Consider the following 23,081-nt stretch of genomic DNA (forward strand, 5'->3'; position numbering starts at 1 on the left):
AATATCGCTCCTTACTTAATTCCTGAATGTGCCATTGTATTCATAACGTTCTTTTGTAAAATTATAAATATTACTAAGTTAGGTATGAACATAATTAAACTCGCTGCTGCTGCCATACCTTGTCCAGCAACGGCATTACTTTGTGTCGTTAGTGTTTGAAGATAAAAAGCAAATGTCTTTAAACTCTCACGATTTATATAATTTGTTGATGTTTCAACATTATTCCAAACGCTTTGGAATGAAACGATTGCTATTGTTGCAATAGCTGGTTTAATTAATGGAAGAATAATTGTCCAATAAATTCTAAATGTGCTTGCTCCATCAATTTTTGCTGCTTCAATAAGTTCGTTTGGTACTTGATCAATAAACTGTTTAATTAAGAATAATCCAACAGGGATTGCAAGTCCTGGAATAATATGTACCCAGAATGTATCAATCAATCCCAATTTTTCAATTACTAAATATTTTGGGATAATAACTGATGCTCCAACAAACATTAACGCAATGTTGTTAACAATTAACAATGGTTTTTTTAACTTAAAATCTAGTTTTGATAATGCAAAACCAGCCATAGAACTAACGACAACTGATGCAAAAACTACAACAGCTGATATAAAAACACTATTAAATAAATATCTACTAACTGGAATACCAGTTGTTGATGTCATAGCAAATAAATCTTGAAAGTTTTGTAATGTTGGTCGACTAACAAAGAATCTTGGTGGCCAAGCAAACAACTCATCTAATGGTTTAAATGCATGATTGAATATATAAAATATTGGCATTGCCATAAAAAGTGCAACCGGAATTAAGATTAGATAAAACTTTATTTGACTTTTATGAAAATGTTTGGGATTTATTTCTGTACCTTTAAATGATGCCATAATATCTACTCCTTTTCGCCAAATAATTTAGTTGCAACTCTACTAAAGAGATAAACCATTACTAATAAAACAACTGAAACAGTCGCTGCATAACCCATATCAAATCTTATAAATCCGTAATCATCTATATGCGTAACAATTAATTGACCAGCATTTTGTGGTGTTGGATTTTGTCCTGATAATTGAACACCAATGGCTCCCGCATTAAATGTACTAATCAAGGACATGACGGCTCCAAAGAGCATTTGTGGCTTCATTGATGGAATTGTAATATAAAACATTTCTTGCCATTTATTTTTCATACCATCAATATATGCAGCTTCGTATAATTCTTGATTAATGTTTAATACCCCAGCTAACATTGCTAAAAATCCAATTCCCATGCTACTCCATAATGTAACAACAATCATTATTGTCATTAGATACTGTGGGTTCGTTAACCACTGAATTGGTTGTTCAATTAAGTTAAAGTTTAAAAGGATTGCATTTAAATATCCACTTTCATCACCAGAGAAAATTATTTTCCACATAACTGACATTGCAATACCAGCAGTCATTGATGGCGAATAAATAACAAGTGCTAATACAGTTCTTGGTTTAGATGGAATTTGTGCTAAAAGCCATGCTAGGAAGAAACCTAGCATATAACCAATCGGTCCAACTATAATTGCAAACTTAACTGTATTTGGAATAACTTGCTGCATAAAAACATCATCACTTGTAAATAAAGAAATATAGTTACCAAACCCAACAAAACTTGGTGATTCTAATAAGTTAAAATATGTAAATGATAATAATATTCCCATGAATACTGGAATTGTGATAAATATCAAAAATGCAACTAAATATGGAAATATAAATAATTCACCAGTCGCTTCATCAGCAAATTTTTTACTCTTAAATTTTGATAAAATCTTATTCATAAACGCTCTCATGGTCTCACCCATTCATGTATAGTTTCTTTAGTTGGAAAACGGAAGTTTTTCAAAACTTCTCCTCGATTATTTATGAACTTAAATTCAATCATCTTCTTTGTTATTTCTTTATCAATTAAAATAGCTGAATCTGAAATAGCAATACGTGTATTTTCACCATCATAAACAATTTTATTCCAAATATTTGATAATTCTCTTTCCATCATATAACTTGCTGGAGTTTTAGGTGTATCAAAAATCCATTCCCATTGATCAAGGAATGCTTCTTTATGATTATCATCCCAAGTCATTTCCTCAAAAGCAAGCACATTTGATGTATTCCACATATATTCTGAACCTAATGAAGTAATTAAGTTTTCAGCATAGTTAAGTTGAACATCTTTACTTGTCCACCAGTCTAAGAATTTCCATCCTTCATCAACTTTGTCAGAATTTTTAAAGATCATACCTGATGTAGCTGATCCATCATATGTTCTATCAACAGTTCCATCTTCTCTTAAAACACCAGGCATAGGAGCAATATCCCATAATCCTGCAATTTCAGGAGCTGCATGTAATAATTGAACATACATTCCAAAATCACCAATTCCAAGTGGTAAATTCCCATATCTAAATTGATTATAAAAACTACCTACTTCAAGTGGTAAACTATAGATTGTATATAATTCTGTCATAAAATCAATTGCTTTAATTGTATTTGAATCTGTCAAATTTGATTTTAAAATATCATCACTATATAATCTTCCACCAAACTGATTAATAAAAGGCATAGTCGTTAAATATGCTTTAAAAGCACTACTTGTTGATAGTAAATTATAAAAGTTCAATCCATATCTTTGGATTTCCGGTAATAAATCAATTACATCTTGCCATGTATTTGGGATTTCAACTCCAATATTATCTAAAATATCTTTACGATAAAATAATAATGAAAAGTTTTGTGTTTCTGGTAATCCATAAACTCCGTCTTGATAAATAAGTTGTGCAAATGCACCCTCTTTAAATCTTTCTGCAACATCAAAAAATCCTGGCATCTCTCTTAAATCAACAAGCGCATTTCTAACTGCAAAATCATATGGTCTCCAACCTGCAACACCAAGTGCAACATCTGGTTGTGTATCTGACGATGTCGCTAATATTAATTTATCTTCATTTGGCATAATTGAAATTTTAACTTTTATTCCTGTATCTTTAGTAAAAGTATCATCAACCATTTGTTGCATCAAATTAACGTATTGTCTTGATCTATTTACCCATACTTCTAATTCATCATCTTCAGCTTTATCGTTATACTTTTTATCAAAGAACGATAAGAAGAAACGTCTAATTCCTACCCATATGTTGTTAAAGAAATTACCACCAGGTCCAGGAAGTTTAGAATCTTCACCATGAACGAATATTTTATCCATACTTAAAGGTTGTTCCAAGATTATTGGTAATATTAATCCAAGTTTTTGTAAAACAGAATTATTACCAACACTCAAACGATTAATTTCCTTCGGTATTCGATTAGGATTTGCTGCAAAATAATCAAGTGTTTCAGCTGCTCTTAAAAGATTAACAGTAATCTCAGATGTTTTCTTAGTTTTATTAATATTAACAAAATCTTCATATGCAACATATAAAAGGTTTGCATATCTTTCTAAATCTTCCTTAATATTTGGAATATTCTTTTCAATTTCCCAATCTCTATTAGGATCAACATTATTCCCTGTTAATTTCTTAATGTCTAATCCTAATTCATTAACATTTTTCATTACATAATCAATTGTTTCATAAATTTCTAATAATGGAGATGAATTAACTTCTAATGTTATTTCATTGATTCCTTTATTTAAATATACTTTTAACTCTTTACCCTCACTTGATTCTAAAGTTACATTTTTCCATTTACTACTATAATCAAATGGTATTTCTTTCGCTTCTTCAAAAGGAACAAAACCATTAACATATAATGTTCTAAAAACTCTAGTATTTGATTTACCTTGTTTAGCTTTAACAGTAATATAATAAAAACCTGCTTCTAAAACATCAACATTATAAGTTAATGAATGACCGCTTGTATCATAAGCAGCACCATCAACCATGTTAAGTTTATTTTCCATTAAAGCAAATGGTGTAACTGTAGTTGCTCTATCTGTTCCATATCTTACTGATAAATCATTTTTGTATAATGGATTTTCTGCTTCAATAACTTGTAAAAACTCAGTTATTGTTTGTTGTCCTTGATATTTATTCAAATATTCATCATAAGTTAGTAATTGCTTTTTACCATATACATATATTTGTCCTAAATAGAATTCACCTCTTAGTCGCTTAACTTTAATAGTATTATCACCACTTAAAAGATGGAATTTTAACGCTTCTTTTTGAACTCTTTGTGTATCTCTAATTTCAGTATGAACCCACATCTCTTCAATCTTTGCATTTGGCATAATATCATTACCATATCTATCAACATTAAATGTATTAGAAGCTACCCAATTGCTTTTTAATGCTAATTGTCCTGCTTCAAAATATTGAACACTATCATTTACGTAAACAGCTATTTCCATATCACGAATTGTTTTATTAACTGAAAAATAATCAAGTGCTAAAGTATATAGCCCTTCTTCTTCAACATTAATATTAATAGTTATTTCATCAGCATTAGAAAAATCAAAAATATGACTTGTATTATCTTTATCCAAATCATACTTTGTTATGAATTCATCATACTTCTTATTATCACTTAATAACTCACCAGTAGTGTAGTTAAAATTAAGCGGAGAGATGACCTCGCTATAATCAAAGTCATCTCTCAATTTTTCTTCACGCCATTTATTTAAAGTTGAGGTATAGTCTGAATCGCTACTATTTACATTTTTAACATTTGTTTCTCTATCAACTGTTCTTGGTTCACTTTTCTTGCAACTAACAATTGTTAAAGATATTAATGTCATCATCACTATAGCTAAAATCTTTTTCATTTCCTCACCTATTCTATTTTAAAAGTCTTATTTACCTTCTAATTTTGTCTTACCTTCTTCAAAGTATCTATTAATTAAATTATTTAAGTTTACAATAACATCTGATAAATTAACTTTACCATCTCTAATTTCATCTAAAACTTTAGCAATGTTTCTTTCTTCATCATATTTACCTTCCCATCTTGAAAGTGCATAATTCGGAACTGTTTTACCTAAACTTTCAATAATAAATCCTTGATGACTAGTTACAATTTTCTTAAATTCTGTTAAAGTTGGATATAATTCAAAATATTTGTTAGTTAATTCTTCATCTTGAACAATTGGAGCAAAGTTAACCGCACCCGCTTCTGGATTTTGAGTTGCAATTTCTAAACGTTTTGTATAACCATCTTTACCAAAGCCCATCCATTTAGCGAATTTATATGCTAAATCTTTATTCTTAGTTCCATTACCAACACCAATATAGTCAATAACTACAGGAATCTTATGAACATTTGTTCCATCAACAGTTACAGATGGTGTTCCAATAAAATCAATATCTGCACCGAATAAACCTGGCATTGTTGTGTTTGGATCTTTAGTAGCTGCTAACCAGTTTCTTAAATTATAACTTGCTTCCCATTTAATAGCTTGTTGTCCATTTTCAAACGCTGATCCTTCACCATAACGAGTTGCAGGATTCCAAAAATCATTTTGTGTTTGTTCAAAATATACACCAGTTGATTCTAAAACATAATCTCTATGATTAGTTGCACTTGTTCCGTAGTAACTTTGAGTAATTTGCATTGCAGTTCTAAATGCATCACTATCTAAGTGATATCCATCTGCATTATGAGTAAACCATCCTAAAGAATCATCATATTGAGCAGGTAACCATTGATAAATACTTCCAACACCATCAATACCAACAATACCATCTCCACCACTTACTGGTGCTTTAGCAACTTTTTTAGCTGCACTCATTAAATCATCAAAAGTAATTCCATATTCAATATCTACTGCAGTTGGACTTTTTTCATTAATAACTGTTCTATTAATAAAATATCCAAAGTAGAACATTGCTTGAGGTAATCCGTAAATTTTACCATTATATTTAGCTGATTCTCTAATATCAACTGGCATATTATTAAAATCTTCATCAGCTGCTACTTGTTCTGTAACATCACTAATCCAAGAAAATTCAATAGCTTTTACATTGCTACTTACTTGGAAAACATCTGGCATTGCTCCTCTAGCAGCTTCAGCAGTAAAGAAAGCATCCCATTCTGTTGCTACTTCATTACCATTTTCATCAACCGTCATTGGTCTTTCAATGATATCAATTCTAACATTCGGATTAGCTTCTTCAAAAGCTTTAATCATTCTTCGCTCAATGTTATTTTGAGCTTCAGTACCTAAATTCCATGCTGCATATCTTAGTACTTCTCTATCATCTGGTTTTTTAGCACAAGATACTAAAACAAGCCCTAACATAAATACTAAAACTAAATAAAACGTTTTTTTCATTTTTTCCTCTTCCTTTCAACGTCTTGAAACGTTTCGAAGTTTTATTAAATCTTTAAGTTTTTCTTTCTCAAAGTACATTCTTCAATTTGCGAAACGTTTCGAAATTAAACTAAATAATAAATTATGTTGTTACACATAATCTCGTTTTCAAATTCTTTACAAACATATTATATTGTATTCGCTTACATTTTTCAAGTAAAAAAGAAAAGAAATTACAATATGAAAAAATATGTTTTTTATTCCTTAAAACTTATTCAAGTTTAAAATTGTATTCCTCATTAAAAAGTTGTGACATTTCAAACTTCTTGAAACCTCTAATAGTTTTTAATTGATTAAAATAACTTTTCTCTTGTTTCTTATCGCCATAAAAAACTAAATAATTAGCCTTTTTAGAAACATAAGCAATATTAACAGGCATTTTTTCAATGCGTTTTACTATCTCATTACCTTGAAAATATACAATAAACGCCATTCTATCTACAATTACCACTACAAGAACTTCCTCCTTTTTTAGTTATGAAACCAAACTTATTAAACACCGGAATGTTTTCACTGATGCTTGATGTAACTTTATTTAAAAACTCATTAATCTCTTCTTCAATTATTCGATCTAATTCAAAATATCTTTTTATATCATCAATTTCAAACAATTTTTTCTTTGCTTCTGAATACTTTTTAGTGACATCTTTAAAATCAGGATGATATCTTCCATATTCTAATACAGCATCATATTCTTCTTTAATTTTATTTACTTTAATTAGATCATCATAATACTTATCATCAATCATTTTACTTAATGAAATATATTCTTGATAATAGTCTTTATTTTTAAATTCATCAACATAATCATATGCTAACAATAATAAATCTGTCATAGTAATTCCTCTCTTTTAAAAATACGATATTCACCGATTTTTAAATCACCTAATTCTAAATTACCAATTTTAACTCTTTTTAATCCAATAACAATATATCCGATTTTTTCGAACATACGCTTAACTTGATGAAACTTTCCTTCATCAATAACAATTTTTATTTTACAGAAACCTAATCTAGAAATTGCAATTGCTTTTGCTAGATACTCATTTCCTTTTCCATCTTTAATTATAACACCTTTTTCTAACTCTGTAAAATCATTACAATCTTTATCTAAAAGAACTTCATATGTCTTTAGGATGTTAGAGTTAGGTGATGTGATTTCATGTGCAAATTCACCACTTGTTGTTAGAACTAATAAACCTTCAGTATCTAAATCAAGTCTTCCAGAAATCTTCAAATCATATCTGTTAAAAGGTTCGTCTATTAAATCAATCACTGTTTTATGTAAATTATCTTTATTAGCAGATAAGTACCCACTTGGTTTATTTAATACTAAATTAAGTTCTTCAAAATAAGGGATCACTTTCCCGTCAATTAAAACAGAATCATTTTTTAAATCAATTTTAAAATCATTATTTTTAATAACTTCATTATTAACAATAACTTTTTTATCTTTAATCAATTTTTTTATTTCAGTTCGTGAGCCATATTTTAAATTACTTAAATACTTATCTATTCGCATAAGTCTCTCCTTTATGCTATAATACCACATGAGGTGTTACTATGATTTTAATGGATGATATTATAAGAGAAGGACATCCAACTCTTACTAAAAAAGCAAAGGAAGTTACTCTTCCTCTATCAATTAATGATAAAAAAATATTAAAAGAAATGCTTGAGTTTGTCAAGAACTCACAAGATGATGAGATTGCTACTGAATATGATTTGAGACCAGGTGTTGGAATTGCTGCTCCACAAATAAACATCAGTAAAAGAATGTTTGTTATTTATGTTGAAGACTTCAATGGCATCTTATACGAATACGCATTAATAAACCCTGTTTTAACAGTTGTTAATAATAGTGAGATTTATGTACCAGGAGGCGAAGGTTGTCTAAGTGTTGACCGAGTTACAAAGGGTTTAACCCCTAGATATCAAGAGATTAACATTAAAGCTCTTCGTTATGATGTTGCTTCTGACTTAGTTATTCCTATCGAATTAAATGTTTCAGGCTATGTTGCCATTGTTTTCCAACATGAATATGATCACATCGAAGGAATTATGTTTACTGATAAATTATATGATGAACTACCAAACGCAAAACCTGCTTTTGAAATTATTAGTCCCGAAGATTAAAAACAATCTTTAAGGCTTTAACTTGATTCTCATAGATATCAAAGATATCAACAATTCTTTCTGGTTCATTAGGAAAAATTCTTAATGAATATCCTCTTAAATAATTATCTGAGTTATTTTTAGATTTAAAAAGTTTCTTAAACCAAGGAACTTTTTTTGTTGTTTGCATATCTAAAAATAAAGGGAAACTATCATCTAACACTATATAACCTTTATAATTATCACGATTCATTCTTTTAAACAAATCAATAATCTTAACTTTACCATATCCTAAGAGTTCAGGATTCGATTTAGAATCTGTATCTGCAGCAATGAAAAATTGAAAATATTCTTTTAATAAGCGATATGCTGTTGTTGGCGATTCACCATTTTTAATAGTTTGTGCTGGATTAAAAATTAATGATAAATCTTTTTTGCGATATTTTTTTAATATATAAACTAAGACATTTGTTTTTTCTTTTTCAGGATAAATTAACAATGTTTTAGCGCTTTTCTTTGCTAGATCAATTATCGGTGTTAATTGTTTTTCAACTGAATCAAACTCATCAAGAACATTCTTAAAATTGGGTAGACGGTACAAGATATAATTAACTTTCAATTTATTTGCTTGATTAATTGCTTGTTCATACTCGAAAAGAACTTTTTCATAAGCATCAACATCATATAAATCATACGATTCTATTTTAGGATCGATAATCATAATATCTTTTTTGCTTAATTTTAATTCTCTCGATATTTCTTTTATCTCACTATCTTCCAATATAGAGATATTTTTGTCTTCATAAGTACGAAAAATTAAATGATCAACATGAAGTTTATTAGCCGTTTCAATTTGTTCTTTAATTGTTGTTCCATCAAAATCACAATATCCAATTATTCTCATATTTTACTCCATTCATACATTAGTATTGACCCTGCAATAGCAACGTTCAAACTTTCAACATTTTCAGTTTTAATTGTTAGTTTATAATCTGCTAAACCTTGCATTTGGTCCGTTACTCCTTGTCCTTCATTTCCTAAGACAAGTACACAATTATCTAATAACTTACCCTTATTAGTTCCTCTTACATCTGTAGTATAAATCACATATCCTAATTCTTTTAATTCATTTATTTTCTTATAGACATCAACTCTTTTAATATCTAAATGAAAGATTGCTCCTTTTGATGCTCTAATCGTTTTCTCATTGTAACAATCAGCACATTTATTTGATAATAAAACTGTTCTAAACCCAAATGCTGAAGCACTTCTTAATAATGCTCCAACATTATCAGGATCTTGAACATCCTCTAATACTAATATTTTATCACTTTTAAAATCTTTATCAACTTTTTCACAAACAGCTAAAATATCATATGGTGTTTCTGTAAAGTTTAATTCTTTCATTATATTATCGGTAATTAAAATTCCTTCTTTATTTTCATTAGAGGTATAAATATTTAAAACTTTACCATTATTTAATGCTTCCGAAACTAAATGATCACCAAAAACCAAGAACTTATTTTCAGCATCTCGGTATTTTTTTTGTTTTAACTTTTTTAAATATTTAATTGTTTCATTATCTTTAGATATAATCATTTTTCATTCTCCATATTTTCATATGCTTCTAAAAATGTAAAACCATACATACTAAAATCTCTAACACTATTTTTTGAAACGACAATTGTTTTTATATTCTTCATTGTTTCATCAATAAATAAATTATAATCGAATTTTGATTCTTCAAACTCAGCTTTTTCAATAGTTGGACTAATCACAGGATTCTTAGGTACATAAATCGAACAACAATCATTGAATGGTTTAATTGATATTTTAAATGTATCAATTCTTTCAGCAATATCCATAATCTCTTTTTTATCATAAGTAATTACAGGTCTTAAAACTGGAATATTAGTTACATTTTCAACCACTTTAATACTACTTAAAGTTTGTGAAGCAACTTGTCCAACAGATTCACCGTTTACCAAAACTTTAATACTTCTTTCATTAGCAAATCTCTCAGCAATTCGATACATCATTCTTCTCATTATTGTAATTACATACGACTCTGAAACATTATTTAACAATTGTTCATGTAATTTCATAAATGGAACAACATGTAACTTAATTTTTTCATTTGGAAGAAAAACTGCTAATTTGGTTGCTAAATCATGGACTTTATTAACAGACTCAAGTGGTGTTAACGGACTGGATTCAAAATGAAGAAGTTCAATTTCAATTCCTTGCTTAATAGCTAGAAAAGCTGATACAGGACTATCGATTCCACCACTCATCATTAATAAGCCTCTACCTGCTATAGTCGCCGGAAAGCCACCAAGAGCAAGTTTGCTTGTTAAATATAGATATGCTCCCTCTGTTCTAATATTAATATTTAAAACAACTTCGGGATTTTTAACATCAACAAGTAATTTCTTATCACTTTCTTTTAAAATAAGTGGAGCAACAGCTCTTGTAAAATCATTACTTAAATATTCGAATGATTTATCACTTCTCTTTGTTTCTACTTTAAACGTATACTCTTTATCATTATTAAGTTCTATATTTAATACTTCAATCGCTTTTTTAACAATCGATTCAATATTTTTATCTGCATCATAGACAACACTATATGAATGAATACCAGGTATTTGCATAATTCGTTTCTCTATTTCGCTTTTTAATTCTTCATTAAATTCTAAATATAATCGATCATGTCTTTTATCAACAATTACATCTAAATCACTAAATTTTTTACTCACATGTTTATTAAGGCTATTTATAAAGATCTTCTTGTTTTTACCTTTAAGCATTAAATCGCCAAATCTTACTAATAATTTCATTCTATCACCATAAATATTTTATCATATATTATAATAATATAAACAATTTGTATTTATAATTGACATTTATTGCAATATAAGGTAAAATAAACAATGCAGGTAAAAAAGCAGGCCTTTGAAAATACTTCCAATATCCCTACTTTATAAGAAGCCCTTAGTAACCTTTACTGCTTTAAGGTGAACAGAATATCGGGATTAAGAATATTTAAAGATAAGGTAACTTTTTACCCCAAATATATAACAAGGAGGAAAAAGTTATGTCAAGATTTACAGGTTCAACTTGGAAAGTTTCAAGACGTTTAGGATTTTCAATTTCAGAAACAGGAAAAGAATTAAAGAAGCGTCCATACGCTCCAGGTCAACACGGTAAAAGACGTTCTAAACCAAGTGACTATGGTCTACAATTAGCTGAAAAACAAAAGGTTCGTTTTACATATGGAGTTTCTGAAAAACAATTCCATAAAACATTCCTTGAAGCTCGTCAGTTAACTGGAGTTCATGGTGAGAATTTCTTAAAATTATTAGAATCTCGTTTAGACAACGTTGTATACCGTTTAGGATTAGCTAAAACTAGATCACAAGCTCGTCAATTAGTTAACCATGGTCATATTTTAGTTGATGGAAAAAAAGTAGATATTCCATCATATAGATTACAACCAGGACAAACTATTGCATTAAAAGAAAAATCACAAAGCTTAAAGATTGTTGTTGAAGCATTAGAATCACAATTCAATCCAGTTGATTACGTTAACTATGACAAAGACAAGAAATCTGGAACATTCGTAAGATACCCAGAAAGAAATGAATTCTTATCAGAAGTTAATGAACAATTAATCGTAGAATTCTACAACAGATAATAAATTAAAGTCAGGTTTAATAACTTGGCTTTTTTTATTTTTACTACTTAAAATAAAAATCCAGGATTATTTTCCCGGATTTTTTTCTTCTTCTTTTAATAACCCTAAATCAATATGACAATATCCTTTAGGATTCTTAGTTAAATAATCTTGATGATATTCTTCAGCTTCATAAAAATTTCTTAATTCTTCAACAGCAACAACAATCTTTCTATCAGACTTCGCCTGTAACTTATTAATATAATCAGCAACAATTTTTTTATCATCTAAATTACTATAATATATACCACTACGATATTGAATTCCAATATCATTTCCTTGTTTATTTAATGTGTATGGATTTACAATCCTAAAGAAATGATCTAGTAAGATATTAAGATTTGTTTTATTACCATCATATTTTATATATACAACCTCTGCATGTGTAGCAATTCCTGCACAAACATCTTCATATGTTGGATTTTTTGTATTTCCATTTGCATATCCAGTCTTAGTTTCAATTACTCCTAATACATCTTTAAAATATGCATCAACGCCCCAAAAGCAGCCACCTGCAAATACTATTTCTTTTTCCATAACAAAACCTCCTATTCTTCTACATTATATCACTTTGTTAATTAGATTCAAAAGTAAATATCCTAATATTAACATATCTATTTGTTATAATTTATATGGTGATAAAATGATATACATGAGTAATGAAAAACAAATTGAAGATATAATATCTAAAAACAAAAACCTTATTTTAATCTTTGTAAAAGGAACTAACTGTGGTGTTTGTCATGCAGTAGAAAATAGAATTAATAGTACTTTTCAAAATCTATACCCTACTCTTGATATACATTATCTTGAAATAGATAATAGCCCTATGTTTAGAGGTCAACATTTAATTTTTACAATTCCAACTTTACTATTATTCTATGAGAATGTTGAAATCCATCGTGAATCAAGAATTATTGATTTTCATAGACTAAACAAAATGATTAAGAGACTAATATAAAACAACTACTAATAATATCACTAGTAGTTGTTTTTACTTATAGAGCTATTAATATTTTAACAAGACTATTCTTCATCATTATCATCTTTTTCCTTAATATACTTTAATATAATAATAGGAATCTCTATCATAATAATAAATAGTAATGTTCCAAAATAAAGTGGATATCCAACTCTTTCTTCAACATATCCAGAAATAAGTATGAATACTATTATTGTTATTATATTAAATGCTAATATTTTTTGAACAAAGCTTTTCATTTTAACACGTACCTTTCATTTTTAACACTATCAAAATAAATATAAAATACTACTTGCATTAAATAATTATGATAGACTTTTTTAATTTGTATTTATTTTATCTTGAATAAGAAACGAACCTAATATCTCCCACTGAAATTCTCCCCTTATTTTTGTCGCCTTTCGGATCAGCTGTATTTGTTATTATTCTTATCTGTTTACTTCCTTCAAGAATTATAAGTTCAAACCTTTTAGGATTTTGTCTATCAGTTGGAACTACATTTTTTTCATCCATAATATCTAATAATTGAATCCAGTTCCCATTTTTATCCCTATATTGAATATATGCGGAATCAGTGGATGAAATCTTCTCAAATGAACTCCAAAATGCTAGTTCAATATCAACTTCATGTATTTCCTGATTAAAATAAAACTCAATATATGCTTCTCCAGCACCTTTTCTATTTGGTGATAAATTAACATATTGCTCCTCTATATAGCCTGTTCTTAACCTTTTTGTTGAAAAATTCCAATTTCTTATATTATGTGTTTGTTCAATTTGATAAAAAAAATATTGTGGTTGAAAATTATACTCATTTGGACTTAAATCAAGAATTTCTGTTTTTATAAAATTCTTATACCCTCTCAAGGTCATTGGTGTTGCTGCCATTTTTTCAGTATTAGCTCCAGAAGAAATTCCAACACCAATACTCTTATAACTTATACTTAAACTAGGTTTTATAATATTAAAATTATGTATATATGTAGGCAATACCGCTGTAGTGTCTGATGCCGTTATGTAGTGATGTCCAATCACTTTTTTTGTTTCATATATATTCTGACTAACAGTTTTTTTACTCAATGAGAATTTAAAATCAACACCATAAGCAAATCCATTTGCAAAGTCAGGTATTATCTCATCTTCTCTCATTTGTGATCCTAAGTACTTACGAACTGCTATACCTTTCGGCTTTATTCCATCGTAAACTGAAGCATTATCCCCATGTTGAATAACTAATGCATCTTCCATTTGTTGTACAAATTTTTTGTTTAGTTCTACCTCAACTTCAATATGATATACAACTCCACCATCAAAATATCCAAGGTCATATGCCTTAGTTGTAAATGTAACATATCCTCTTGGATGAACAAATGTTTCTTGATTAAATAAATCCTCCGAATATGTTGCAAGATTACCCTCTAAATCAAATCCCATACCTTCAGGTGCTATTTGCTCAAATTGATCATAATGAACATTTTCACGCTGCACATGTACACTGTTAGATTTAAATGCTTCTTCTTCATTTATTCCATATTCTAAAAAAAGATTTTGTGAATCAGACTCACTGTTTATTCTACTAATTCCAAAAGTATTATATGAACTATCTTTTGTCCAAACAAACTTAATAATATCATCAGAATTTTCTTCATAAACTACAACATCTAAATTATCTTTTTCTTCTGCATAAATCTTAGTAAAAAACATGCCATTAAATAAAAATAAACTTAAAATAAAAACGATTATTCTTTTAATTTCAATCTCCCCCATTTCATTTTGACATCTTTATTTCACTATGAATTATATCAAAACAACTTTTGAATGTCAAATTCATTTATATAAATTAAAAAATATAAATATATAAACAAAATTAAATTAAATCTTTTTTATATAAAAAAAGGAAGAATCTAAAGTCTAAATCTTCCTTTTTATTACATAGAACACTAAATTAAATAAGTTTTTGATTAATTATTTCAAATACATTTAAAGTATCCATCAAAACATTTTTATCAATACTCACATATTCTTGATTACTTAGATTATTATAATTGACTCAGATATTTTATTTATACTCTATTTATTATAAACTTTTTATTCTTACAATTAATATTTTTAAATAGAAAGATTCATCAGAACCAAGGAGTGCAGGATGATCTTTACTTTGCGTTCTAAATTCAATCATTTGTGCTACTTTTTTAGCATCACTTGCAGCATCCATAACCATTTCCATAAATAATGCTGGATTCATAAAATAAGAACATGAACAAGTAATTAAATAGCCATCTTCATTAATTAATTTCATGGCGTTTAAATTAATATCTTTATATCCTTGATAAGCTTTTTTTGTATCATCATTCTTTTTAGCAAATGCTGGTGGATCTAAGATAATTGTATCAAATTTCTTACCTTCAGTTTGATATTCTCTTAAAAGTGAAAAAACATCTTTCGTCACTGTTTCAACTTTATAGTTATTTAATGTAGCATTTTCTTTTATTTGATTTGTTGCATGTTCTGATATATCAACACATGTAACATTTTTAGCACCAAATGATAGAGCATGTAATCCAAATCCACCTATATTTGAAAAACAATCTAAAACATCTTTATTTTTTACATATGGTTTTATAGCATTATAGTTATCTTGTTGATCTAAAAATGTTCCAGTTTTTTGGCCATTTTTAACATCAACATACATATCTAAATGATTTTCTTTAATCAAAACTCGATCTGGAACTTCACCATATATCGTTCCCTTAAATAATTCTAATCCTTCTTTTTTTCTAACTGGTGCATCACTTCTTTCATATATTCCTTTTGGATTAAATATTTCCACTAATATTTCTATTAGCATTTCTTTAATCAAATCAATGCCATATGAAAGTATTTGAACAACCAAATATTCATCATATTTATCAATGATAAATCCTGGAACACCATCAGATTCACCAAAAAGCACACGATAACTATTTGAATATCCTAAATCTACTCTTGATTTATTAGATCTATAAATTAGTTCATAAAAAAAATTCTTATCAATAACTTGATTTTCATTTCTCGTTAATAATCTAACAAAGATCTTTGAAGTTGTATTTAAAAATCCTTTTCCAATAAATTCACCTTTTGATGAATAAACATAAGCAATATCTCCACTTTTAATCTTACCTTCAAATCTATCTATTTCATTACCAAATACCCATGAATGTCCTTTTAATAAACGTTCTTCTTCTTTTTTCTTTAAATATATTTTACAAATTTCCATATCAATTTTCCTTCCGTACTCATACCTATTATATCAAAAAAGTAATCTATTAACTAACTTAAAAAAGAACAAGTTTTTACACTTGTTCTCTTACTTTCTTAAACTAAAACTCTTATATCAATATAAAATTATGTTCTTTATAAAAAATATCAAAGACAATATTCTCACAAACCGAAAGAGTTATAATAATTGTTTCCATATTTTTTTGACTAACTTTAATGTAATCACAAGTAATCACATTGTTATTATTGATTCTTTTTTTGAAACAATTAACATTTTCAAGATTAAAACTTTGTCTTCTTAATACATCACTAAATTTATTAATAATCATTTTAACATCATTATTATTTTTAGAATCTACAAAGATAAATGAAACACACTTTTTGACTCTTAACTGTTCTTCAAACATTGTAGCTACATTAAAATTATCTTCACTTGTAACAATAAAATAAATAGCTGAATCCGAATTCTGAAGTTCATCAAGCATTCTTATTATATGATAGTTCCCATCAAAATAAATTGAGTCCATATCTTCCTGATAAACATCAAGTATATAATCTACCTTCAAATCACTTTTATTAATAAGACTATCAGCCACACCACACAGATTAATTAGAACTGAATAATTCTTATTTTCTTTAACAAAATATTTCTTAAAAATCGAATCTTCTAAACAATTAAATATGTTCTTCATGCACATATTTAAACTTTGAAAATCATGATTTTTAAAGAACAGTTTAAAATCCCTTTGAACTAATTTATATAGTTCATAATCGTCAAATTCTAATGATACATACTTTAAACTATCACTCATCATCCCCTATGTTCCTCCTTTAATATTTAAATTAAATTCTCAAAACATAACTATTTATTCAAGTAAAATTATTCTAAGATGCTATAGTTATTCAAAACAGTTTCTACATACTTATCTATTTTAAACTTTCTTTTTAAACCGTCAGCATTCATATATCTTAAAGTTCCAAAAATATTTCTTTCTTTCCATGGCCTATCATGTCTACCAAAGCACCAAGCGATATTCATATATGAATTAGCATCTCTTCCATCAAGAAAATATTTATTATTCAAATAAACAATTCTTTCATACGCCAATTTCATACTACTTGACCATTCCATAATTTTCTTAGCCCAATACATTCTCATATAATTAGCCATAAAACCTGTAACTCTCATTTCAGTCATAGCAGCATTAAAATATTCATCATGAGTTTTTGAATATTCTAATTCTTCAAGATTATAGTCTATAAGTCTTTTATCATTCTTATGTTTGTCTATTGTTTCATACGCCCAAGGCAAAGTCATTTTCTCATACAAATCATAATCTTTTTCATAAGTAACAAAATTATATGCTAGTTCTCTTCTAACAACTAACTGTTCAATAAACATATCGTAATTTGCATAATTTGTTTCATATTTAAAAACATATTCTTTTAGCCTTTCAATAATATCTAAAACTGATATTTGACCAAAGTGAAGATAAATTGACATATATGATTGAATATTTAATGAAGGATCACTACGCTTTTCATATTCTTTTAATTGATTATTAAAGAAAAGATTTAAATGTTTAATTGCCTCACTATATCCACCTTTAAAAAAACCGTTTAATTTTACCGAATGATCTAGTTTTAATAAGTCTAATTCTTCATGAAATCTATCAAAATTAAAATCTGATTTAATCCTTAACTTAGCTTTATTATTAATCTCTTTTAATCCATTGAAATCAAAATAATCATTCATTTTCTTTAAAAGGTGTGGTCTAATTGCATATGCAGCATAAGCTGTTTTTTCATATGCTTCTTTAACTGGAACTATTAAATCCGACTCAATCATAATTAAATTAGTTTCTAAATTACCTTTACAGTAATCATAGACTTCTCTTCTCCACTTTAATTGCGGCTTTAAATACCCATAATCCATTACAATTGTATCAGCATCTAACAGTAGTGGTTTTAATGCTTCAAAAGGTTCTCCCTTTTTTATAACGAAGCTAATTCCCATTTCATTCAATTCGTTAGAAACCTCTTTAATACCTTGTAGCATAAATTCATAATGTCTTCTATTCGCGCCTAAATATCCATCTGTAAGAGTAAAACAAACAAGTAATGGTAAGTTCTTTTGATTACTAATGTTTATTGCCTCTAAAAGGGCGTGATTATAGGAAACTCTCATTGATTGCTGCATCCAATATAAAACATATTTACTATCTCTTTTTTGGTTAGTGGACAATAATTCTTTTCTTCTTTTTTTATTCATCTTTTGAATAATACCCTGTTTTTCTAACGTTCTCATATGTTACTGCATATACAGTTCCACAAAAGATAGTTACAGCAAATGTTTCAATTCCAGTTTTTAAAAAACCCTCGCCAAGTTCTGAAATATTTCTTGTTTGACTATAATCTAATCCTTTATAATCAATTTGATTTCTAGATAACAACAAGCCTATAAGGATAACTAAAACACTTAATATCATCAAAACCGATGTTATAGGTACAAGGTATTTATAATGTTTTTTATGCCCTATTATTTTTACAATATGAATACTATTACTTATAATAAAATATACTATTAAACCATATAAAAGAACATATTCAATATATGTATAAAATCTTATATCACTAATTAATTTATATTCATAGTTATCTAATAGTATACTTAGAATTAAACCAATAATTCCAAGAACTATAAACAGATTAAACCAAAAACTTCTTTTAAAAATCATTTGTATCTCCCCCTATAATTTTATCTAATAACAATAAACCCAAAAATAATTGCGACTATTGTTGTGCTTAAGAAATTAACAACATCATTATTAATAAAGAAAAAACCTGATACTAACAAATAAGAATTTCCTTTAACCCTTTTCTCTGTTTTAGTATTTGTTTCCTTATTTAAAAACTTCCCTTGTAGTAAGACTCCCATATAACTATCAACTATACTTCCTAAAAATCCTCCAAATATCAAGATAATTAGATAAATTAAATATTGATTGCTATATTTAAACTCTATGATCATTAAACCTAAGAATGCAATACCTATAAAAAAACTTCCTATAAGTGATGCAATAGTTCCAACTAAACTAATCCCTCCAGATTCACCTTTTGAAATTAGCTTAAAATTGATAATTGAAACAACATTACCTTTTGATAATTTACCAATCTCAGATGCCCAGGTATCAGATGTTGATGCAGCAATTGCAACTGCAGCAACTACTAAAAACGAATGATTTTTAGTAAAGTAATAACCTATACAAAAAACTAATGCAGGAAGTGAATTTACAATAACTTGAATATAATTTCTTCCCCTCTTCTCATGATCATTTGTCTCATCTTTTTTAAACTTTGTAATGATACTTGATGATATAAAAAATAACATTAAAAGCGTAAAAACAATATATGTTCCAAAGAAATATATTAGTGTCCCCATAATTACAGCCATTACTAATCCGGACAAATCTAATGATTTTTTACGATATGCGACTAAAGATATAATTGTACTTAATAAAAAACCAATAAAAATTTCCATTGGAATTCCTCCTCTTTAAATAATTGCTATTAATATATTTAAACAGATACTAACAATAATTGGAACTGATAGATTATCTAGTCCAAAAGGCGTGATAAGTTCAACAAGCATCCCAACTGATGCAGCAACAATTGATAAGACAATAGCAACATCAACACTTAAATTCATAAATGCCATTAACATTACTAACGAAACAATAAATGAAACGATAAACATTGTTGCACTTCCCATTAATGTCTTATTATTTAATAGTTTTATTTTACCATATTTTTTTCCAATGATTGCTGCAATTCCATCACCATAACCTAACACTAAAATCCCTATTCCAGCAAGAATTGGATCCATAAACGTAAATGAGAATATAACAAGAATTAATAACGCAATTGGGAAATAAACTGTTCCCAAATTATTATCTTCTTTTCTTTCCATTGATTTAAAAATATTTTTCTTATATGATAAATAGTTTAAAACAATAAAAATGATTGGTGGAATAATTGCATAGTACATATTATTAAACATAAAAATAACAAAAAACCACCAGTTAGATACTCCTATATGAACAAGTTTTCTTGTTCCTTCTTCCCCAATTATTTGTTTTTTTTGAAGAATTGTTGATGCTCCAATTATTAAAAACACAAAAACAAATGATAAGATAACCCCTAATATATTATTCATACTCTTTCTTTACCTCTTCCAATAGAATGATTTTATCTTTTTTTGAAACAAAATTTCTTTTAGTTAAAACATCGTATTCACTATCTTTACACGCTTTAATTATTCCCCTATAAAATTTAAGTGCTATAAGTAATGGTATTCTAGAGTCTTTAGGAAATAAATATAATTTCTCTTTTGCTTTATCGTAATATTGATAAGCTATATTTGCAATATAATCAAAAAGGTTTTTAAACTCTTCTGTTATTTGCTTATTTTTTATTGTGTCCAAATCAACATTAAATTGATTTAAAATTTCTGTTGGTAAGTAAACTCTTTTATTATCATAATCTTCACCAACATCTCTTAATATATTTGTAAGTTGCATTGCAACACCAAGTTCAAAAGAAATCTCTTTCAACAATTTATATTCTTTTGAATCAGTTAATACATAAACAAGCATTTCACCAACACTTGATGCCACTTTTGTACAATAATTGATTAGTTCATCAAGTGTTTTATACTCTTTAAAATCAAAATCCATTTTTTGACCTTCAATCATATCAAAATATGGTTTAAAATCAAAATTGCTCGGATATAACTTTTTTCTAACATCCGATAATGCTCTAAAGATATAATTATTAGCAACGTTATGTGTCACAAAATTTGCAAGTTCCTTATACAGTTCAATTAAACCTTCAAAATTGTTAGCCTCATCTATTATATCATCAGCATATCTACAATACGCATATATTGCATAAACCGCATTTCTTCTTGATTCATCTTTTAACATACTAAACGCTTTATAAAAGGTTTTTGATGACTTTTTAATAACCATTTCACACTTCTTATAATCTAACATTAATCCTTTATTCATTTTTATCATCCTTTAATATTTCATTTACGGCTAGTTTAGACGATGTTAAAACAATTGGAACACCTGCTCCTGGATGATTACTGCTTCCTGTGAAATAAAGATTATTAACATATTTTGATTTAACTTGTGGTCTAAAGTAATTACTTTGTAATAATGTTGGTCTTAGACCAAAAGTTGCACCAAATTTTAAATTGAATTTTTCTTCAAAATCATGTGGTGTAAATATCTTCATTACTTCAATATCATTTTTAACATTTTCAAAACCTTCTTTTTTACTTAGTATATCTAAGATAAAATCAGCATACTCTTCCTTTTTATCCCATTTGTTTTTTGTATGATGTAGATTTGGAACCGGTACTAAAATGTAAAGAACTTCTTTATCAGCTGGAGCAAGACTTTCATCTAATTGTGTTGGTGAATAAACATAGAATGATGGATCATCTGGAATATTATCCATAAATAAATCATCCACATTCTTTTTAAAATTCGAAGTGAAATATATCGTGTGAAGACTTGTTTGATATTTCTTTTTCATTCCTAAATAAATCATGAATGATGATGATGAATATGTCATCTTATCAATTTTTTTAGGAATATACTTTTTCTTATATTTATTATCTCTTATCAAATTATCCATTGCATATGGGAAATCAGCATTTGATAAAACAATATCTGCTTCAATCATCTCATCATTTACAATAATTCCTTTTGCTACTTTATTCTCAATTACTATTTCTTCAACATTTTGATTTAATTTTATTGTTCCACCAAGCTCTAAAAATCTTTTTTCCATTGCTTTAGCCATTTGATACATACCACCCTTAATATACCAAACACCATACAATAGCTCAATCATTGGAATGATAGTATATATTGATGGCCCCGTAAATGGTGAGACTCCAATATATAAAGTTTGAAAAGCTAGTGATTGTTTTAATTTCTCACTTTCTACAAATTTACCAATTGAATCATATGCATTGCTAAATGTTTTTAATTTCAATGCTTGTCGCATTGTTCCCAAATTATAAAAATCACTTGGTTTTCTAAATGATCTTTCAATGAAATATTTTTTAGCAACTAAATAACGCTTATAGACATCTGCTAAATATGCTAAATATCCCTGAGCATCTTTTTCACTAAACATTTCATTATCTTCAGTCATTTTAACTAAATCATTTGTAGCGTGTAGAATAGTTCCATCTGGAAACTCTAACTTAAACATTGGATCTAAGCGAACCATCCTAATATAGTTATTAGGATTAACTCCTGTATATATAAAAAGTTCTTCGTAGATATCTTTCATCATTACAATCGTTGGTCCAACATCAAATTTAAAACCTTCAATGTCTAATTGATACATTCTCCCGCCTATTTTTTTGTTTTTTTCATATATAGTTACATCATAACCTTTATGTTGTAATCTAACCGCCGCTGCAAGTCCTGCAGTTCCCGCCCCAATAACAACTACTTTCTTCATTAATACTTCCCCTTTCAAACACCTCAATCTATTTTAATTATACTTTAATTCTTTAGAGTTACTGTTAAAATGTTCTAAACGACACTCTTATTGTTCCAAACAACAAAAAAG

Annotated in this window: 24 protein-coding genes; 3 read left to right on the top strand and 21 right to left on the bottom strand. The window is 27.6% G+C overall.

The genetic code is table 11. From position 1 onward, the window contains the following. Positions 1-11 precede the first annotated feature (11 nt). From EXC62_RS07935 to EXC62_RS07965, 7 genes are all read right to left on the bottom strand, one after another. Positions 12-884, bottom strand: a complete 873-nt coding sequence (locus tag EXC62_RS07935; RefSeq protein WP_026390235.1) for a carbohydrate ABC transporter permease — start codon at positions 882-884, stop codon at positions 12-14. Positions 885-889: 5 nt separating this feature from the next. Further along, complete coding sequence (locus EXC62_RS07940) at positions 890-1,807, bottom strand: carbohydrate ABC transporter permease (protein WP_026390236.1); 918 nt, start codon at positions 1,805-1,807, stop codon at positions 890-892. 8 nt (positions 1,808-1,815) lie between these two features. Then, a complete protein-coding gene (locus EXC62_RS07945; RefSeq protein WP_162140136.1) occupies positions 1,816-4,788 on the bottom strand; it encodes an extracellular solute-binding protein in 2,973 nt (990 codons plus the stop codon). A 27-nt stretch (positions 4,789-4,815) separates the two neighbouring features. Next, entirely contained in the window at positions 4,816-6,294 is a 1,479-nt protein-coding gene (locus EXC62_RS07950) for an ABC transporter substrate-binding protein (RefSeq protein ID WP_026390237.1), read from the bottom strand. Positions 6,295-6,544: 250 nt separating this feature from the next. Further along, positions 6,545-6,784, bottom strand: a complete 240-nt coding sequence (locus EXC62_RS07955; protein ID WP_026390238.1) for a DUF2129 domain-containing protein — start codon at positions 6,782-6,784, stop codon at positions 6,545-6,547. Further along, positions 6,768-7,169, bottom strand: coding sequence for a YlbF family regulator (locus EXC62_RS07960; RefSeq protein ID WP_026390239.1), 402 nt, complete (start codon positions 7,167-7,169; stop codon positions 6,768-6,770). The genes EXC62_RS07955 and EXC62_RS07960 overlap by 17 nt, the downstream gene beginning before the upstream one ends. Beyond that, the gene (locus tag EXC62_RS07965; RefSeq protein ID WP_162140137.1) at positions 7,166-7,855 is read right to left on the bottom strand and encodes a pseudouridine synthase; all 690 of its coding nucleotides are present in this window, start codon (positions 7,853-7,855) and stop codon (positions 7,166-7,168) included. Before EXC62_RS07965 ends, EXC62_RS07960 begins: the two co-directional genes overlap by 4 nt. A gap of 41 nt (positions 7,856-7,896) precedes the next feature. Between EXC62_RS07965 and def the strand changes: the two genes are divergently transcribed. Then, the gene (gene def / locus EXC62_RS07970; protein WP_026390241.1) at positions 7,897-8,469 is read left to right on the top strand and encodes a peptide deformylase; all 573 of its coding nucleotides are present in this window, start codon (positions 7,897-7,899) and stop codon (positions 8,467-8,469) included. Here def and EXC62_RS07975 read toward each other — a convergent pair. The 3 genes from EXC62_RS07975 to thiI are packed head-to-tail and all read right to left on the bottom strand — an operon-like array spanning position 8,453 to position 11,288. Then, on the bottom strand, positions 8,453-9,352 hold the full coding sequence (locus EXC62_RS07975) for an apurinic/apyrimidinic endonuclease family protein (protein WP_026390242.1): 900 nt from the start codon (positions 9,350-9,352) through the stop codon (positions 8,453-8,455). The two genes, def and EXC62_RS07975, sit on opposite strands and share 17 nt — an antisense overlap. Further along, positions 9,349-10,047, bottom strand: coding sequence for a TrmH family RNA methyltransferase (locus EXC62_RS07980; protein ID WP_162140138.1), 699 nt, complete (start codon positions 10,045-10,047; stop codon positions 9,349-9,351). Before EXC62_RS07980 ends, EXC62_RS07975 begins: the two co-directional genes overlap by 4 nt. Continuing rightward, the gene (gene thiI, locus EXC62_RS07985; RefSeq protein WP_035375626.1) at positions 10,044-11,288 is read right to left on the bottom strand and encodes a tRNA uracil 4-sulfurtransferase ThiI; all 1,245 of its coding nucleotides are present in this window, start codon (positions 11,286-11,288) and stop codon (positions 10,044-10,046) included. Before thiI ends, EXC62_RS07980 begins: the two co-directional genes overlap by 4 nt. 257 nt (positions 11,289-11,545) lie before the next feature. On the opposite strand from thiI, the gene rpsD reads away from it, so the two are divergent. Beyond that, positions 11,546-12,145: a 30S ribosomal protein S4 gene (rpsD, locus tag EXC62_RS07990; protein WP_026390244.1), complete on the top strand. Its 600-nt coding sequence runs from the start codon at positions 11,546-11,548 to the stop codon at positions 12,143-12,145. 66 nt (positions 12,146-12,211) lie between these two features. Here the strand turns inward: rpsD and msrA are convergent, their stop codons facing one another. Then, entirely contained in the window at positions 12,212-12,721 is a 510-nt protein-coding gene (msrA, locus tag EXC62_RS07995) for a peptide-methionine (S)-S-oxide reductase MsrA (protein ID WP_035375615.1), read from the bottom strand. Positions 12,722-12,827: 106 nt separating this feature from the next. Between msrA and EXC62_RS08000 the strand changes: the two genes are divergently transcribed. Further along, positions 12,828-13,145: a thioredoxin family protein gene (locus tag EXC62_RS08000; RefSeq protein ID WP_026390246.1), complete on the top strand. Its 318-nt coding sequence runs from the start codon at positions 12,828-12,830 to the stop codon at positions 13,143-13,145. Positions 13,146-13,210: 65 nt separating this feature from the next. On the opposite strand, the gene EXC62_RS08005 is transcribed toward EXC62_RS08000, so the two are convergent. The 10 genes from EXC62_RS08005 to EXC62_RS08050 all read right to left on the bottom strand — a co-directional run bounded on the left by EXC62_RS08005 (position 13,211) and on the right by EXC62_RS08050 (position 22,970). Then, positions 13,211-13,405 (bottom strand): hypothetical protein, encoded by a 195-nt coding sequence (locus EXC62_RS08005; RefSeq protein ID WP_026390247.1) that lies wholly within the window; start codon positions 13,403-13,405, stop codon positions 13,211-13,213. 97 nt (positions 13,406-13,502) lie between these two features. Further along, complete coding sequence (locus tag EXC62_RS08010) at positions 13,503-14,933, bottom strand: hypothetical protein (RefSeq protein WP_026390248.1); 1,431 nt, start codon at positions 14,931-14,933, stop codon at positions 13,503-13,505. Between the two features lie 310 nt (positions 14,934-15,243). Further along, positions 15,244-16,422, bottom strand: a complete 1,179-nt coding sequence (locus tag EXC62_RS08015; RefSeq protein WP_052589762.1) for a class I SAM-dependent rRNA methyltransferase — start codon at positions 16,420-16,422, stop codon at positions 15,244-15,246. Between the two features lie 112 nt (positions 16,423-16,534). Then, on the bottom strand, positions 16,535-17,236 hold the full coding sequence (locus tag EXC62_RS08020) for a hypothetical protein (protein WP_129747571.1): 702 nt from the start codon (positions 17,234-17,236) through the stop codon (positions 16,535-16,537). A 68-nt stretch (positions 17,237-17,304) separates the two neighbouring features. After that, positions 17,305-18,696 (bottom strand): deoxyribodipyrimidine photo-lyase, encoded by a 1,392-nt coding sequence (locus tag EXC62_RS08025; RefSeq protein WP_026390251.1) that lies wholly within the window; start codon positions 18,694-18,696, stop codon positions 17,305-17,307. Continuing rightward, positions 18,689-19,162 carry a hypothetical protein gene (locus tag EXC62_RS08030; protein ID WP_026390252.1) on the bottom strand — a complete coding sequence of 158 codons (474 nt, stop codon included), beginning with the start codon at positions 19,160-19,162 and terminating at the stop codon, positions 18,689-18,691. Before EXC62_RS08030 ends, EXC62_RS08025 begins: the two co-directional genes overlap by 8 nt. A gap of 20 nt (positions 19,163-19,182) precedes the next feature. Beyond that, entirely contained in the window at positions 19,183-19,965 is a 783-nt protein-coding gene (locus EXC62_RS08035) for a DUF92 domain-containing protein (RefSeq protein ID WP_026390253.1), read from the bottom strand. A gap of 15 nt (positions 19,966-19,980) precedes the next feature. After that, positions 19,981-20,640 (bottom strand): diacylglycerol/polyprenol kinase family protein, encoded by a 660-nt coding sequence (locus tag EXC62_RS08040; protein WP_026390254.1) that lies wholly within the window; start codon positions 20,638-20,640, stop codon positions 19,981-19,983. Continuing rightward, entirely contained in the window at positions 20,633-21,493 is an 861-nt protein-coding gene (locus tag EXC62_RS08045; RefSeq protein WP_052589765.1) for a phytoene/squalene synthase family protein, read from the bottom strand. The genes EXC62_RS08040 and EXC62_RS08045 overlap by 8 nt, the downstream gene beginning before the upstream one ends. Continuing rightward, complete coding sequence (locus EXC62_RS08050) at positions 21,486-22,970, bottom strand: phytoene desaturase family protein (RefSeq protein ID WP_026390256.1); 1,485 nt, start codon at positions 22,968-22,970, stop codon at positions 21,486-21,488. The genes EXC62_RS08045 and EXC62_RS08050 overlap by 8 nt, the downstream gene beginning before the upstream one ends. Positions 22,971-23,081: the final 111 nt, after the last annotated feature.

Source organism: Haploplasma axanthum (genome assembly GCF_900660745.1).
In the GTDB taxonomy this organism is placed as follows: domain Bacteria; phylum Bacillota_I; class Bacilli_A; order Acholeplasmatales; family Acholeplasmataceae; genus Haploplasma; species Haploplasma axanthum.